This is a genomic window from Moheibacter lacus, from assembly GCF_014042165.1.
GTDB lineage: Bacteria > Bacteroidota > Bacteroidia > Flavobacteriales > Weeksellaceae > Moheibacter > Moheibacter lacus.
Genome location: NZ_JACDZE010000005.1, coordinates 22,016 through 36,911 on the forward strand (window position 1 = coordinate 22,016; position 14,896 = coordinate 36,911).

16 protein-coding genes are annotated in these 14,896 nt (G+C 37.5%); 11 read left to right on the plus strand and 5 right to left on the minus strand.

Going from position 1 to position 14,896, the window contains the following annotated elements; all coding sequences use genetic code 11:
- Nucleotides 1-4: 4 nt before the first annotated feature.
- The gene (locus tag HU137_RS12350) at nucleotides 5-1,180 is read right to left on the minus strand and encodes a proline dehydrogenase family protein (protein WP_182044170.1); all 1,176 of its coding nucleotides are present in this window, start codon (nucleotides 1,178-1,180) and stop codon (nucleotides 5-7) included.
- Between the two features lie 83 nt (nucleotides 1,181-1,263).
- A complete protein-coding gene (gene dnaB / locus HU137_RS12355) occupies nucleotides 1,264-2,832 on the minus strand; it encodes a replicative DNA helicase (protein WP_182044250.1) in 1,569 nt (522 codons plus the stop codon).
- Between the two features lie 233 nt (nucleotides 2,833-3,065).
- Here dnaB and HU137_RS12360 point away from each other — a divergent pair, with 233 nt between their 5' ends.
- Complete coding sequence (locus tag HU137_RS12360; RefSeq protein WP_182044171.1) at nucleotides 3,066-3,971, plus strand: energy transducer TonB; 906 nt, start codon at nucleotides 3,066-3,068, stop codon at nucleotides 3,969-3,971.
- Between the two features lie 106 nt (nucleotides 3,972-4,077).
- On the opposite strand, the gene HU137_RS12365 is transcribed toward HU137_RS12360, so the two are convergent.
- Nucleotides 4,078-4,380 carry a hypothetical protein gene (locus HU137_RS12365; RefSeq protein ID WP_182044172.1) on the minus strand — a complete coding sequence of 101 codons (303 nt, stop codon included), beginning with the start codon at nucleotides 4,378-4,380 and terminating at the stop codon, nucleotides 4,078-4,080.
- A gap of 96 nt (nucleotides 4,381-4,476) precedes the next feature.
- On the opposite strand from HU137_RS12365, the gene HU137_RS12370 reads away from it, so the two are divergent.
- The 5 genes from HU137_RS12370 (at nucleotide 4,477) to HU137_RS12390 (ending at nucleotide 8,575) form a co-directional block, all read left to right on the plus strand.
- Complete coding sequence (locus HU137_RS12370; RefSeq protein ID WP_182044173.1) at nucleotides 4,477-4,668, plus strand: C4-dicarboxylate ABC transporter; 192 nt, start codon at nucleotides 4,477-4,479, stop codon at nucleotides 4,666-4,668.
- On the plus strand, nucleotides 4,658-5,542 hold the full coding sequence (locus HU137_RS12375) for a PstS family phosphate ABC transporter substrate-binding protein (RefSeq protein WP_182044174.1): 885 nt from the start codon (nucleotides 4,658-4,660) through the stop codon (nucleotides 5,540-5,542). The genes HU137_RS12370 and HU137_RS12375 overlap by 11 nt, the downstream gene beginning before the upstream one ends.
- Nucleotides 5,543-5,671: 129 nt before the next feature.
- The gene (locus tag HU137_RS12380; protein WP_182044175.1) at nucleotides 5,672-7,303 is read left to right on the plus strand and encodes an ABC-F family ATP-binding cassette domain-containing protein; all 1,632 of its coding nucleotides are present in this window, start codon (nucleotides 5,672-5,674) and stop codon (nucleotides 7,301-7,303) included.
- A 361-nt stretch (nucleotides 7,304-7,664) separates the two neighbouring features.
- A complete protein-coding gene (locus HU137_RS12385; protein ID WP_182044176.1) occupies nucleotides 7,665-7,997 on the plus strand; it encodes a Sec-independent protein translocase subunit TatA/TatB in 333 nt (110 codons plus the stop codon).
- Nucleotides 7,997-8,575 (plus strand): phosphatase PAP2 family protein, encoded by a 579-nt coding sequence (locus HU137_RS12390; RefSeq protein WP_220457235.1) that lies wholly within the window; start codon nucleotides 7,997-7,999, stop codon nucleotides 8,573-8,575. The genes HU137_RS12385 and HU137_RS12390 overlap by 1 nt, the downstream gene beginning before the upstream one ends.
- A gap of 6 nt (nucleotides 8,576-8,581) precedes the next feature.
- Here HU137_RS12390 and hisE read toward each other — a convergent pair whose 3' ends face one another.
- Both hisE and HU137_RS12400 read right to left on the minus strand, forming a co-directional pair.
- Nucleotides 8,582-8,902, minus strand: a complete 321-nt coding sequence (hisE, locus tag HU137_RS12395) for a phosphoribosyl-ATP diphosphatase (RefSeq protein ID WP_182044177.1) — start codon at nucleotides 8,900-8,902, stop codon at nucleotides 8,582-8,584.
- Nucleotides 8,903-8,970: 68 nt separating this feature from the next.
- Nucleotides 8,971-10,017, minus strand: a complete 1,047-nt coding sequence (locus HU137_RS12400; RefSeq protein ID WP_182044178.1) for a DUF4407 domain-containing protein — start codon at nucleotides 10,015-10,017, stop codon at nucleotides 8,971-8,973.
- Nucleotides 10,018-10,214: 197 nt separating this feature from the next.
- Here HU137_RS12400 and HU137_RS12405 point away from each other — a divergent pair, with 197 nt between their 5' ends.
- The 5 genes from HU137_RS12405 (at nucleotide 10,215) to HU137_RS12425 (ending at nucleotide 14,839) form a co-directional block, all read left to right on the plus strand.
- Nucleotides 10,215-10,661 (plus strand): hypothetical protein, encoded by a 447-nt coding sequence (locus HU137_RS12405; RefSeq protein WP_182044179.1) that lies wholly within the window; start codon nucleotides 10,215-10,217, stop codon nucleotides 10,659-10,661.
- Nucleotides 10,662-10,758: 97 nt separating this feature from the next.
- A complete protein-coding gene (locus HU137_RS12410) occupies nucleotides 10,759-11,331 on the plus strand; it encodes an REP-associated tyrosine transposase (RefSeq protein ID WP_182044180.1) in 573 nt (190 codons plus the stop codon).
- Between the two features lie 22 nt (nucleotides 11,332-11,353).
- Nucleotides 11,354-11,515, plus strand: a complete 162-nt coding sequence (locus HU137_RS12415) for a hypothetical protein (RefSeq protein WP_182044181.1) — start codon at nucleotides 11,354-11,356, stop codon at nucleotides 11,513-11,515.
- A gap of 664 nt (nucleotides 11,516-12,179) precedes the next feature.
- A complete protein-coding gene (gene eno / locus HU137_RS12420) occupies nucleotides 12,180-13,472 on the plus strand; it encodes a phosphopyruvate hydratase (RefSeq protein ID WP_182044182.1) in 1,293 nt (430 codons plus the stop codon).
- Nucleotides 13,473-13,552: 80 nt separating this feature from the next.
- Complete coding sequence (locus HU137_RS12425) at nucleotides 13,553-14,839, plus strand: citrate synthase (protein WP_182044183.1); 1,287 nt, start codon at nucleotides 13,553-13,555, stop codon at nucleotides 14,837-14,839.
- Nucleotides 14,840-14,896: the final 57 nt, after the last annotated feature.

Consider the following 14,896-nt stretch of genomic DNA (forward strand, 5'->3'; position numbering starts at 1 on the left):
AAACTTACTTTGCACGTTTTCTTCGCTCGATTTCTTTTTCGATCAAAGAAAGTTCTCTTCCCGTCTGTCCTGCGACTGAAGTATTTTCTTGTGCTCTGCGAATTAAATAGGGCATCACTTCTTTGATCGGTCCATAAGGCAAATATTTGGCGACGTTATATCCCATGCTCGCCAATTTAAAACTGATGTTGTCACTCATCCCAAACAATTGTCCAAACCAAATCTTATGGATCCCATTTTCCAAATTGTTTTTTTGCATCAATTCCGTCAATAATTCACTGCTCTTTTCGTTATGCGTTCCCGCAAAAAGTGAAATTCTATGGTGATGTTGAACGATGAATTCCAGTGCCAAATTATAATCCCGATCTGATGAAGCTTTGTCAGGCTGAATCGGTGATGGATAATTTTCCTCCTCCGCTCTTGCTCTTTCCTTTTCCATATAAGCACCGCGAACGACCTTAAATCCGATGAAATAATTTTCAGCCTCTGCTTTTTGATAGATTTTTTTGAGATAATTCAAACGATCATGACGATACATTTGCAGCGTATTGCAAACCACACAACGTTCTTTGTTGTATTTCTGCATCATTTCATCCACCAAATCATCGGCCGCATCTTGCATCCAACTCTCCTCTGCATCGACCATCATCGTGATGTCATTTTCAAATCCGGCTTTGCAAACTTCGTCAAAACGATTTCGGATGGCTTCCCATTTTTGTTTTTCATCCTCATTCATCGGAAGGTTTTTCCCGACTTTTTCATAAAGATCAATTCGTCCAAATCCCGTTGGTTTAAACACCACAAAAGGAATTTCTTTTGGATTTTCTTTTGCGATTTTAATCAGACGTAAAATTTCATCTTTCACACTGTCAAATTCCTTTTCTGATTCCTGTCCTTCCACCGAATAATCCATGATCGACCCGACGTTGTATTGCGACAGTTCTTTGGCTACTTTCAGACAGTCAGCCGTCGTCTCACCTCCTACAAATTGTTTGTAAATTGTATTTCGGATGATGGGTTTGACGAGTGGTAAATCGGTGATAAACGGAATTTTAAAGGTAAAAGTCCCCAATTTTGTCAACGTAGGATTGGCGATCAATTTAAAAAGAGTCAATCCTTTTTTTAAATCTTTGTCCGATTTAGATTCAAAAGCAGTTTGGGTATCGTCAAATAAAGGCATTTGTTTGCATGTTTTGGATGCGCAAATTTAACCAATGTTTTTTGAATGTTAAATTCTAAATTTTAAAATAATTTTCCGAAAAATTAAAACGGCATATCATCGTCTTCCTCTTCAAAATCTGAACTGAATTCGTCCAGAGAACCAAAAGAATCTTGCGGATTTCCAACAGGTAGATTGATGGAACTTCCGATTTCCATGCTGCCTGAATTCTCTTTGTTCATCGAGCTTTGGAACTCAAAATCCCCAAAATCTTCTTCCAAATCCATGAATTTGGCTTGTTCATTTACAAAACGAAGTCGGATGTTTTCAAGCGCACCGTTTCGGTGTTTGGCGATGATAAATTCGGCTTGACCTGCACAAGGCGTTCCATGTTCGTCATCCCAAGCGTCGAGTTTGTAATATTCGGGACGATAAATAAAGGAAACGATATCCGCATCCTGCTCGATCGCTCCCGATTCACGCAAATCCGAAAGTAAAGGCCTTTTATTTCCACCGCGGGTTTCAACAGATCGCGACAACTGCGACAACGCAATTACTGGAATGTTCAACTCTTTTGCGATGGCTTTTAGGTTTCGGGAAATGGTAGAAATTTCCTGTTCCCGATTTCCGGTAGATTTCCCGCCGCCCAACGTCATCAATTGCAAATAGTCAATGATGATCAATTTCACTTCATGCTGCGAAACCAATCGTCTGGCTTTTGCACGCAAATCAAAAATCGACAAAGCCGGCGTATCATCTATATACAAAGGTGCATCTTCCAGCGCTTTTACTTTGTTGTACAATTGTTTCCATTCGTGGTTTTCAAGCGTAGCTTTTCTCAATTTCTCAGAAGAAATACCCGTTTCACTCGAAATCATACGTGTTATCAACTGCACACTGGACATCTCCAAAGAAAAAATCGCCGTAGGAATTTTCATGTCTACCGACATATTTCGCGCCATGGAAAGGACAAATGCGGTTTTTCCCATCCCGGGACGAGCGGCCAGAATCACCAAATCCGATTCTTGCCAACCTGAAGTGATTTTATCGACTTGCGTAAATCCGGAAGGAACACCACTCATTCCTTCTTTTTCAGACATGGCTTTGATTTTATCGATCGCCTCACGAACCAAAGTATTGGAATCTGTAAAACTTCTTTTGATACCGCCTTCTGTGATTTCAAATAATTTGCTTTCGGAAAAATCGAGCAAATCAAATACATCAGTGGTTTCATCGTAAGATTTATCGATGATATTGGACGAAATCTCGATCAATTGCCTCAAAATGTATTTTTCAATCAACACACGCGAATGGTATTCAATATGCGCTGCGGATGAAACTTTTTGGGTCAATTGGACCAAATAATAATCACCTCCTACCAAATCCAGTTTTCCTTCATTTCGAAGTTCGTTGGCAACGGTCAACAGATCAATGGGTTGTGTATTATTGAATAATTTACGGATGGCAGCATAAATGGTTTGATGCTGAATCCGGTAAAACATTTCAGGTAAAAGCACGTCGATGATTTCATCGATTCCTTTTTTATCGATCATCATCGCACCGAGCACGGCTTCTTCTAAATCAATGGCTTGAGGTGGAAGTTTTCCACGATCTAAGTTAATGATTCTCTGACCTTTAGCTTGAAATGATTTTGTTGTGTCCAAATTTTCCATAGGACTTGCGAAGTTATGAATTTGAATTGCAATAGAACTCAATTTTAAGAAAATAAAGTTTTGAACAATCGAGAATTTGTTAAAGTTTCATCCTTTAACAGTTGTGGGCATAAATTTTGAAACATGACAAATATCATGATGAATTAAGATTGACACATTTGAATTCAAAAGCAATTAAAATGTTTCAAAAATTTCGGAATCGAAGCTTGTGTTTAACTTTTTACCTTTTAAAAATGAAAAAAAATCAACAATTGTCTTGGAATGATTATCTTTTTGAAAATCGCCACAAAGCTTATGGAGCATATGAATTAAGAACCGAAGAAGGAAATAACCTTTTGAAATCGCTACTATTGGTAGGTTTTTTCGTTGGAATTTTGGTTACAGTTTTATCTTTTACTGGTAAAGATACAACTGAAGAAGGAACAACAACCTATTGTCCTATTGATGTAAACGTAGATTTTACGGAAGAAATCGAACCACCAGTTTCCCCTCCTTCTGTTACGCCAAATGTAATTCCGGCGGCAACAGTCGAAAACAAAGACAGTGACATCATCCCGGAACCAAAGGAAAAACCGGAAGTAGAAAAACCATTGACGGAACAAAAAGACATCGGGAAACTCGTGATGCCGGAAGTTGGAAATGCCGGAAATGAAGGAAGCATCAAATCGACAGGAAACATTGGAAGCTCCGGTACGGGAGAGAATACAGGAACGAAAGAACCTGAAGTGATCAAAGAAGTCAAATCCACTTTTAGCCCACGAGAAGTAACTAAAATGGCTGTCTTTCCGGGTTGTGAAAAAGTTGGAAATTCTAAAAAAGCTTTGCAGGATTGTATGGCAGAAAAATTATCGGGAGAATTGGGAATTCAACTGGATGGTTTTGGAGAATTGGCCAAAAAGGAAAACATCCATCAAGCCAGTGCCAAATTGAATTTCATCGTGGATAAATCGGGAAAAATCATCGAAGTTAAAGCCATGAACGGCGGCAATCAAGCATTTGGTAAAGAAGCCCAACAAGCATTGAAAAGAATATCAGATCGTTTGGTGAAAAAAGGCAAATATTTGGAACCAGCAGAATTGGACGACGGAAGCAAAGTGAATATGTCTTTTACCATTCCAGTTCAATTCAATTTGAATTAATTAAATCAAAGAATTAAATTTCCTTGGGCATTCAACATATAACTCCTCCGGAGTTTAACCTTGAATAAATTATGAATAAAAAAGCTCTGTTGACCGCAGAGCTTTTTTATGCCACATTTCTGAAATCAAAATTCACAAAAACAAAAGGATGTTCTTCGGGATTTCGAGAAATGGTCATTTTACGGATGGATTTGTCTTGCACGATTTCAGTGGAAGCTAAAATCCAACTTTTCAGTTCTTCATCGGTTTTCAATTGGAGATCATCTGAAAGAAAAATCAAAGAATTTCCTTGAATATGGTCGTATACCCAAGCTTGGAATACACAATCCAAATCCCCAAATTTCAAATTGGAACTCAATAAAATTTTGGTGTCGTCATCCATCGGGATGTTTTTAAATTTATCATTCATATTGTAATTGTTTTTAAATTCAATTCAAATCTAACCATCAACTACGACAAAATATGTCGCTTAAAAATAGAAGTAAATTTTATTACCTTTGTCTCAATGATCAGAAATTACATCAACATCATCATGGGAATCCTCTATGCATTCATCGGAGGATTTGTCATCGCAAGAAACTGGTTCTTAATGGATTTAAGCCCGATTGCCGCAATATCATTGGGCGTATTATTTATCGCTTATGGGATTTTCAGAGTATACAGAGCTATCAAAGCCATTCGGTCAAATGAGGATTAAATTTACCCTACTTTTTATCATTTCTTTTTTCATTATCCAATGCAAAAGTGGAAAGGAAACTTCACATCAAGAAGGTGAATTGACGATTTACGTAGATCCGTCCAATCAAAGTTTGTTAGAAGCCTTGACCGATATTTATGAGATGAAATATCCAAAAGTCAAATTCAACTTTGTTTATCAATCTGAAAATAAAATCCTAAAAGCCTTGCAAGATACAGTTGCAAAGGCTGCATTTATCAACCAACCTTTAAGTGAACAACAAACCAAATACATCGCGCAAAAATCTGACATCACTCCCAGATCTACTTTACTGGCTTATGATGCCGTAATTTTTATCACTTCAATTGAAAATCCGATTGAATCCATTTCTTTGGATCAAATCAAAAATGGAATACTGGAAGGAAAGAACCAATTTATTTTTGATGATGGAAATTCCGGAAATTTCAATACGGTTAAAGATGTTTTAGAACTCGAGATTCCAGAAGGAAAATCCATTCAGGCAGAAGAAAATATAGACCAATTGATCGAATTTCTTCAAAAATCACCAAGTTCTATTGGGATCATCGGACTCAATGAAATCAGTGAAAAAGACAATCCGAGAGTCAAAGAAATCCTTTCCAAAGTTAAAACCCTTTCCGTTTTAGATGAAAAAGGGATTGCCCAAGCGCCTTCTGTTTCCAACATTCTCGCATCTAATTATCCATTTTCAAAAGGTGTTTATTTTATCTTAAGCGAATCAGGATTTGGAATAGGAAATGGATTTTCAAGATTTGCCGGATCCAACCAAGGACAACTCATCGTCAAACGTGAAGGACTTCAACCCAACTTTTTATACGATCGTGAAGTTCAGATCAATTTGGAAAATGTAGAATAAATCGATGTAAGATTTACGAAGTTCGATTTACGATTTAAAAAGTGTAGGAGTTCAACGAAAAAACATCCATCTTCCCTCTTCCATCATCCATCCTTTCCTTTATCTTTGCAGCGTTTTTGAAAAGGAATTATGATTACAGTCAATGATGTAGCGGTTCAATTTGGCGCTACGACTTTATTTAGTGGAGTAAGTTTTGTCATCAATGAAAACGACAAAATCGCACTGATGGGAAAAAACGGTGCCGGAAAATCAACACTTTTAAAAATCGTCGCAGGCATCAACAAACCGAGTTCTGGCAATATTTCTGCTCCGAAAGATGCCGTAATCGCTTATTTACCACAACATTTATTGACCGAAGACAATTGCACCGTGCGTGAAGAAGCTTCCAAAGCTTTTGAGGAATTTCTTTCCATGAAAAGAGAAATTGACGAGATCAATGAACAATTGACCACCCGAACGGATTATGAAAGCGATTCCTACATGAATCTGATCGAACGTGTGTCTGAATTGAGTGAGAAATTTTATTCGATAGAAGAAGTCAATTACGAATCGGAAGTTGAAAAAGTGCTGAAAGGAATGGGCTTTTCCCAAAATGATTTGGATAGACCGACGTCAGAATTTTCCGGCGGATGGCGCATGCGCATCGAATTGGCCAAAATATTATTGAGGAAACCCGATTTGATTTTGCTCGATGAGCCAACCAATCATTTGGACATCGAATCGATTCAATGGCTAGAAGATTTCTTAAAAAACCAAGCCAAAGCCGTGATGGTGATTTCGCATGACCGTGCTTTTGTAGACAATATCACCAACCGAACCATCGAAGTCACGATGGGAAGAATCTATGACTACAAAGCCAAATATTCTGATTATTTGATTCTCCGTCAAGAACGACGAGAACAACAACAAAAACACTACGAGGAGCAACAAAAAATGATTGCCGAAAACAAAGAATTCATCGAAAGATTCAAAGGTACCTATTCCAAAACTTTACAAGTCCAATCCCGTGTAAAAATGTTGGAAAAATTGGTCATCATCGAGGTAGATGAAGTGGACAATTCTGCTTTAAAATTGCGCTTCCCTCCTGCTCAAAGAACAGGCCAATATCCGGTTACCGTAAAAGATTTATCTAAAAATTACGATGATTTTGTAGTTTTCAAAAATGCCGAAATGGTCATCGAACGTGGGCAAAAAATCGCATTGGTCGGTAAAAATGGAGAAGGAAAATCCACGATGATCAAAGCGATCATGAACGAAATCGAATTTGACGGTCAAATCGAAATCGGACATAACGCCAAAATCGGTTATTTTGCACAAAATCAAGCTTCGTTGCTCGATGAAGATTTGACGATTTTTGAAACGGTAGACCGAATTGCGGAAGGCGACATCCGAACCCAAATCAAAAACATTCTCGGGGCATTTATGTTCAAAGGTGATGATATCGATAAAAAAGTAAAAGTACTGTCCGGTGGTGAAAAAACGCGTTTGGCGATGGTCAAATTATTGCTCGAACCTTATAATGTTTTAATTCTCGATGAGCCTACCAACCATCTCGACATGAAAACCAAAGACATCATCAAAGCTGCACTAAAGGAATTTGAAGGAACGGTAATTTTGGTTTCTCATGACCGTGATTTTTTGGACGGATTGGCTGAAAAGGTATTTGAATTTGGAAACAAAAGAGTCCGAGAACATTTTGAAGATATCAAAGGATTTTTGGCAACTAAAAAAATGGAGAGTTTGAAGGAGATTGAGGCGTAGATTTTAGTGATTAGTGAATGGTAATTAGATTATTAATGACTCAAATTGACTAATAAAATTTAATGTTTATTCTATGAACTTATAACTTTGAACCTTGAACCTTAAACTTTAAACCTTAAACTTTAAACCTTGAATTGAATTAGCCCGGATGGTAGTGAATATCCTTTTTACGGAGGCGCCAATTTTTGTCGGGTAAAAAGAGTGAAACGCAGTGGAACTCCTTTTTTCCCGTTACAAAAAGCGCGAAAACGGAAAAAGATAGAAACGGACAGCCGGATTGGCTCCAAAACTTTAAGATAGTTTTATCAAAAGGACTGCAAGCATTTTGGAAATATTCTATTTAGTTGGTTATCTTTGTCAGATGAATTTCTTGGTTCTATTACCTGCTTTTATCAGTTTTGAAGAAATCACCGTTATTTTGATTTTGTCCGTGCTTATTTTTGGTCCAAAAAAAATACCGGAAGTAGCGCGTGGATTGGGTGAGGGATTGCGTGCGATGCGGAAAGCAACGGATGACATCAAACAAGAATTGATGAAACCGGTAGACGATATCAATCCGGTAAAGGACATTCAAGACACCATTCAAAAATCAAAAGAACAATTGACCGATTCCATAACGGATAGTCTTCCCGATCCAAAAAAAGAAATAGAAACTAATCTGGACGATCTCACCGGTCCTATAAAACGCAAATAGTGCAGGAAATCATTCAGCTGGACAAAGAAGCTTTTATATACCTCAACACCCTTGGATCAACGACATGGGATTGGTTTTGGGTGTTTTTATCGGAAAGAACCTATTGGATCCCATTTTATTTGTTTCTCTTGTATTTATTGTTTCGAAATTTTGGTTGGAAAAAAACAGGTGTAGTTCTGGCTTTGACGCTTTTGATGGTTTTGTTTACCGATCAAATTACCAATCTTCTAAAAGATGGCTTCCAACGACCTCGACCATGCTTTACGCCTGAATTTGAAGGCATTATGCGGGGGGTAGGCTGTGAACGAAGAGGGCTTTATGGGTTTACTTCTGCACATGCGTCCAACCATATTGCGATCGCTTTATTCCTTGGATTGGTATTCCGAAATACGTATAAATGGATGCTTCCTTTTTTATTGATTTGGGCAGCATTGATTTCTTATAGTCGGATTTATCTCGGTGTACATTTTCCGCTGGATGTGATTTGTGGTGGAATGATCGGACTCATACTTGGTTTTGCGTATTATCGTTTTTATCTGTATTTGACGACGAAATACGCAGAGAAATTGGAAAAATAAATTGGCTTATTTCTTTTTCAATCTCTTCTTCAAAATCTTCAGTACATCCCGCAATTTAAATCCTCTTGCGTGTAATGCCATCAGATAATAAAAAAACACATCGGCCGCTTCTTCCAGAAAATTCGCATCACTTCCCTGTTCTGAAGCGATGACCATTTCTACAGATTCCTCTCCCATTTTTTTGGCAATTTGGGAAGTTCCGCGTTGGTAATAACGTTTGATTTTATTTTCGGGAGCATCCGGACGTTTTCCGTTTTCGATTTTTTCCTCCAACTTTTTCAAGTAAGGAAAATCTTTTGCAGTTTCAGTTTTTTTAGGTGTTTCCATCTATGATTTCTGAACCGTAAAAATATCAAAAAATTGGATTAAAAAAAATGGAATTTTTCTATTCTAATTCAAATCTCTTCTCTAATTCTTCGATCACTTCGCTTTTTATGAACCAAAACCCTTTCGTTTGAAGATACATCCATTTTCTCTTTGGATTCCCAACCAAATATTTTGAACGAATATTCATGTTTGTCGAGCAAATAATCATAAGGTCCTTTTGGTGAAATCAATTTGACCAAAACCGGAGCCATTTCGAGTGAAATAAATACACCCATTATAAATAAAGAAGCAATTCCTAAAATCTTATTGTTTTTGGTCAATTCATTCAAAGCCTGCATACGCGCTGCAAATCCGGTGTAGCCTTCTTCCGTTGGTTTGGCTGCGTCCAACTCCTTTTGTTTGTTCTGGCTTAGTAAATCAATTTCTTTGTCCAATTCCGCCAAGCGGGGTTGCATTTGCACCAAATAGGCATCCAATTCTTCTTTTTTTGCAGTTTTCAACTCTTCTTTCCGTTTGGCATTTGGGCCGTATCCGACTTTTCCGGTTGTGGTTTCGGTTGCGGTTCCGACGACTTCTTTTTCCAATTCGGTCGATGCTAAATTGTATTCGCCTCGCAAAGCATTAATTCGTGCATAAATTTCATTTCGTTCATTTGAAAAACTTCCAGCCAATTGGGTGTAACGTGCATTGACAGAATCCTGCAAAGCCGTTTTATTTCGGTTGATGATGACGTTCAATTGTTTATCGATTTCCTTTTCAAATATCCGCAATTCCAAAGGTTTTGAAATCACGATTCCCAAAAGTGCAGCCAAAATAATCCGTGGCGTCGCTGCAAAAAACTGCCGAAAAAAATTGCCCGATTTCCGCATGGAAGCGACGATGAATCGGTCGAGATTGAAGATCATCAATCCCCAAAGCAACCCAAATCCGATGGCTGCCCAATGGTTATCAAACACCGAATACAAAGCATATCCGGAAGATAATGCAGCTAAAATTGCGGTAAACAAAATCACACCACCGATTCCGACGTGTTTGTTGATTTCGGTAGGTGATTTTTCTAAGAGTTTGAGGTTACTCCCGGAGCAAATCAGCAAAAATTTTTCAAACCAATTCATAAGCAGGTACTTTGTTTAACCTAATAACGAAAAATTATGCCAAATGTTTTAGATTTTGTAAAAATAATTCTGAGGATTTGTGATTTTTGAACCTATTGATAGAAAATAAAACTTCAAAGGATCTACCACTTTATGATGAACTCGAATATAATTGTATTTTTAATGCACGGATTGCAAATCGGATAATTGGAAAGTATATGAAAAAAATTTATATTGTTGTATTCTATATATTTATTATGATTTCTTGTAAGAATCATTTTTCTTTAGAACGATACATTGATGACGGAGATATGGTACTTTGGGGGATTTCAGAATATCTGTATTATGATGAAATCCATGATGTTTTTAATGACTATTATTTCGGCTCTAATGGTATTTTTTTTGAAATCGAAAATGAATGTTCTGTCCCGATTGTTTATCAAGAAGGTTGGAAAAAAGAGGACTCAAAAGGCAAGTGGTATATTAATGAAGAATTAATGGAGATGACTATTGACTCCAAAAATGAATATCTAAATGGTACATATAAAATATGTGTTGATGAAAATGACAAAACATTAAGATTAAAATCAGATAGTGTTAAAATCATTTTAAAAAGACCCTATCCCAGTTCTTCACAAATTAAAAATAAATGGAAGTGTAAATAACTCGCTAACCCCCGATAGCGCGGATTTGCAATCCGTGCTTTTCTTATCTGCAATTCGGGTCAGATCAAAACTCAAAAACCCGTAACTTTCATCAAAAATGTCTACAAAGTACAAAGCATTAGAAATTGAAAAAGCTTATTTCTTGACTATAACAACAGTTGGCTGGGTGAATGTCTTTACAAGATTCGCACAAAAAGAAGTAATCATTTCTTCCTTGAAACATTGTCAAATGAACAAAGGTTTGACCCTGTTTTCATTTTGTTTGATGCACAGCCATTTGCATTTATTTTGTAGGGCAGATGGGAATTTTACTTTATCAGAAATCATGCGGGATTTTAAGAAATTCACTTCTAAAAAAATCATAGAAACAATTCTAGATGAGCCTGAAAGCAGAAGAAAGTGGATACTCGAGTATTTTCAGAAATCATGTGAACATTTGAAAAGACCCCAAACTTTTAAAGTTTGGCAGGATGGATATCATGCTGAGGAAATATTTTCCAATAAATGGATAAAAGAAAAAATCAACTACATCCACCAAAATCCTGTTGTGGAAAAAATCGTTACAGCACCTGAACACTATTATTATAGTTCAGCGAGAAATTATGCAGGTTTAGATGCACCGCTTGACATTGTCTTGGCTTTGGACGGTTGGGACAATCATCGTATTTGATTTTTAATCGTACTTTTAGAGCATGTTTAATAATGGGTTTAGTCACGGATTGCAAATCCGCGCCATCGGGAAGGCCATAAATCAAATGCCTACAGCTGCAACCCAAAACGCAGCTACGATTATGGTTAATACTCCCTACTCTATAGTAGAACAAGGTTTAAATCAACGATATGGTGGACAATAGTATGAAGTGGTGGAAGATTTTCTTTTCTATTTTTTTTGGTATAATATTTATATATTTTATTCTAGGAACATTTTTTCGATATGACACAAAAAAAAATCATGTCTTTTTTGTAGCAACGATAACAGAAATTGAGTACATAGGAAGAAGTGCAACTAGCCGGGTTAAATTCGAATACTACGATAATAAGAATATAGTAACAGGAGAAGATAGGTTCATAAATGACAGTACTGAATTCTACAAGTCTCAAATCGGCAAGCGATTCATAGTGAAAATGAATAATAAAGCGTGGATAAACCGCTTGTTTTTTACATATACTTTATATATTAATAAACCAATCCCAGATACCATCAAAGAAACCCCACCTCATGGTTGGAACGAATTGCCGGAATGGATAAATTAATATTATTTGATAGCACATTCTATGGAAATAACCCGATGGTGCGGATTTAGCTTCGCTCAGTTCGGCTTTGCTTGGGGTGAAACCCCGATAGCGCGGATTTGCAATCCGTGCTTTATCCTCAAAATAGAAATCTACATTTAAACAATTAAGTAAGATTCATGGGATTCGAAATTGAAAAACCTTTTTTCAATTAATTTAATCTGATATTTTTCACTAAGATTTCCATTTTCCTTACATTTGGGCATCAAAAAAAAATTATAGAAAATGAGCATCATTACACAAATTCATGCAAGACAAATTTTAGACTCTAGAGGAAATCCAACGATAGAAGTAGATGTCGTTACCGAATCCGGAATTCTGGGAAGAGCTGCGGTTCCATCTGGAGCTTCAACCGGCGAACACGAAGCAGTAGAACTTCGCGACGGCGGAAATGCCTTTCTGGGTAAAGGAGTCCAAAATGCAGTGAAAAATGTAAATGAAATCATTGCCAGAGAATTGGTTGGATACAGTGTTTTTGAACAGGTTTTGATCGACCAAACGATGATCGAATTGGACGGGACGGAAAACAAATCCAAACTAGGCGCCAATGCGATTCTCGGTGTCTCGCTTGCCGTTGCGCATGCTGCTGCAAACGAATTGAACATTCCGCTTTACCGATATGTAGGTGGAACCAACGCAAAAGTGCTTCCGGTTCCCATGATGAACATCATCAACGGTGGTTCGCATTCAGATGCTCCTATTGCTTTTCAAGAATTCATGATCATGCCGGTAGTTGCCGATTCTTTTTCTCAAGCACTCCAAAAGGGTGCAGAAGTATTTCATACCCTTAAAAAAATATTGCACGACCGTAATCTTTCCACAGCGGTTGGAGATGAAGGTGGGTTTGCGCCGACATTTGAAGGAACAGAAGATGCTCTGGATACGGTGATGAAAGCGATCGAAAAAGCCGGATACAAACCGGGAGAAGAAATCAAAATTGCACTGGACTGTGCTTCTTCTGAATTTTACGTTGACGGAAAATACGATTATACCAAATTTGAAGGAGACAAAGGTGCGGTTCGTTCATCTGCAGAACAAGTTCAGTATTTAAAAGAATTGGCAGAAAAATATCCGATTATTTCCATCGAAGACGGAATGGATGAAAACGATTGGGAAGGTTGGAAGATGTTGACCGAAGCGATCGGAGATAAAGTGCAGTTAGTGGGTGATGATTTGTTGGTGACCAATGTAAAAAAATTGAAAAAAGCGATTACAGAAGATACGGCGAATTCGATTTTGATTAAAGTAAACCAAATCGGAACCTTAACCGAAACCATCGATGCGGTTCAAATGGCTCATAATGCTGGTTATACGGCGGTGATGTCACATCGTTCCGGAGAAACAGAAGATACGACCATTGCAGATTTGGCGGTAGCACTAAACACCGGACAAATCAAAACCGGATCAGCTTCCCGTTCAGACCGTATGGCCAAATACAACCAATTGATCAGAATAGAAGAAATCCTAGGTGACACTGCGGTTTATCCGCAGTTTTCAGCATTTAAAGTGAATCAATAATTCGATAGCGAAAATTGATAAATCTCATTTTGAGAATTGAATGAGTTTATTGTATATTGCTGTCCAAACAAAAAAATAAAATGTCAGATAAAGCAAAATTTATTCATAACGGAAACGAATTGGAATTTGATGTACCACAAGGTACAATGGATGAAAAATATGTCGATTTTTCCAATTTCCGTTCTCAAACCGGGGGAATCATTACACTTGATCCCGGATACAAAAATACAGGTTCATGTAAAAGCGAAATCACTTATTTGGATGGTGAAGAAGGAGTCTTAATGTACAGAGGTTATCCTATCGAACAATTGGCTGAAAAATCCAATTTCACGGAAGTGATGTACCTTTTATTGAACGGAGAACTTCCACAAGCAGACCAATTGTCAAAATTTGAAAATGACATCAAGGACCATGATATGGTTTCAGAAGATATTACCAAAATTTTGGCGGCATTTCCTAGTTCTGCCCATCCTATGGGTGTACTATCTACATTGACCAGCTCTCTTACGGCTTTTAACCCAAAAGCAGTAAACGTAAAATCGGAAGCCGATATGTACCGTGCAGCTGTTACTTTACTTGGGAAATTCCCTGTTTTGGCCTCTTGGACATTACGTAAAATGAAAGGATGGCCTTTGAATTATTCGGACAATAAGTTGGGGTATGTAGAAAATTTCTACCAATTGATGTTCAAACAACCCAATAAAGATTTGGAAATGGATCCAATTGTGATTGATGCATTGGATAAATTATTGATTTTACATGCAGACCACGAGCAAAATTGTTCCACTTCAACCGTTCGATTGGTAGGATCAGCTCACACAGGATTATTCGCTTCTATTTCTTCAGGTGTTTCTGCGCTTTGGGGACCGCTTCACGGTGGCGCCAACCAAGCAGTAGTCGAAATGTTGGAATTGATCCAAGAAGATGGTGGGAATGTTCAGAAATGGGTAGACAAAGCAAAAGATAAAAACGATGATTTCCGTTTGATGGGCTTTGGACACAGAGTATACAAAAACTTTGACCCAAGAGCGAGAATCATCAAAAAAGCAGCTGACCAGATTTTGGATAAATTGGGTATTCAAGATGAAGCTTTGGAAATTGCTAAAAAATTGGAACAAGCAGCTTTGGAAGACGATTATTTCGTAAGCAGAAAATTGTATCCAAACGTAGATTTCTATTCCGGAATCATCTACAAAGCATTGGGTATCCCAACTGAAATGTTTACCGTGATGTTTGCAGTAGGTCGTTTACCAGGTTGGATCGCACAATGGATTGAAATGCGTAAAAACAATGAACCAATCGGTCGTCCGCGTCAAATTTACACAGGACCGGCCAAAAGAGATTATCTTGATATTTCAGCACGATAGTTCATTTTAAAATAATGTATAAGGCATTCCGAAAGGTTTGCCTTTTTTTGTTGCCCA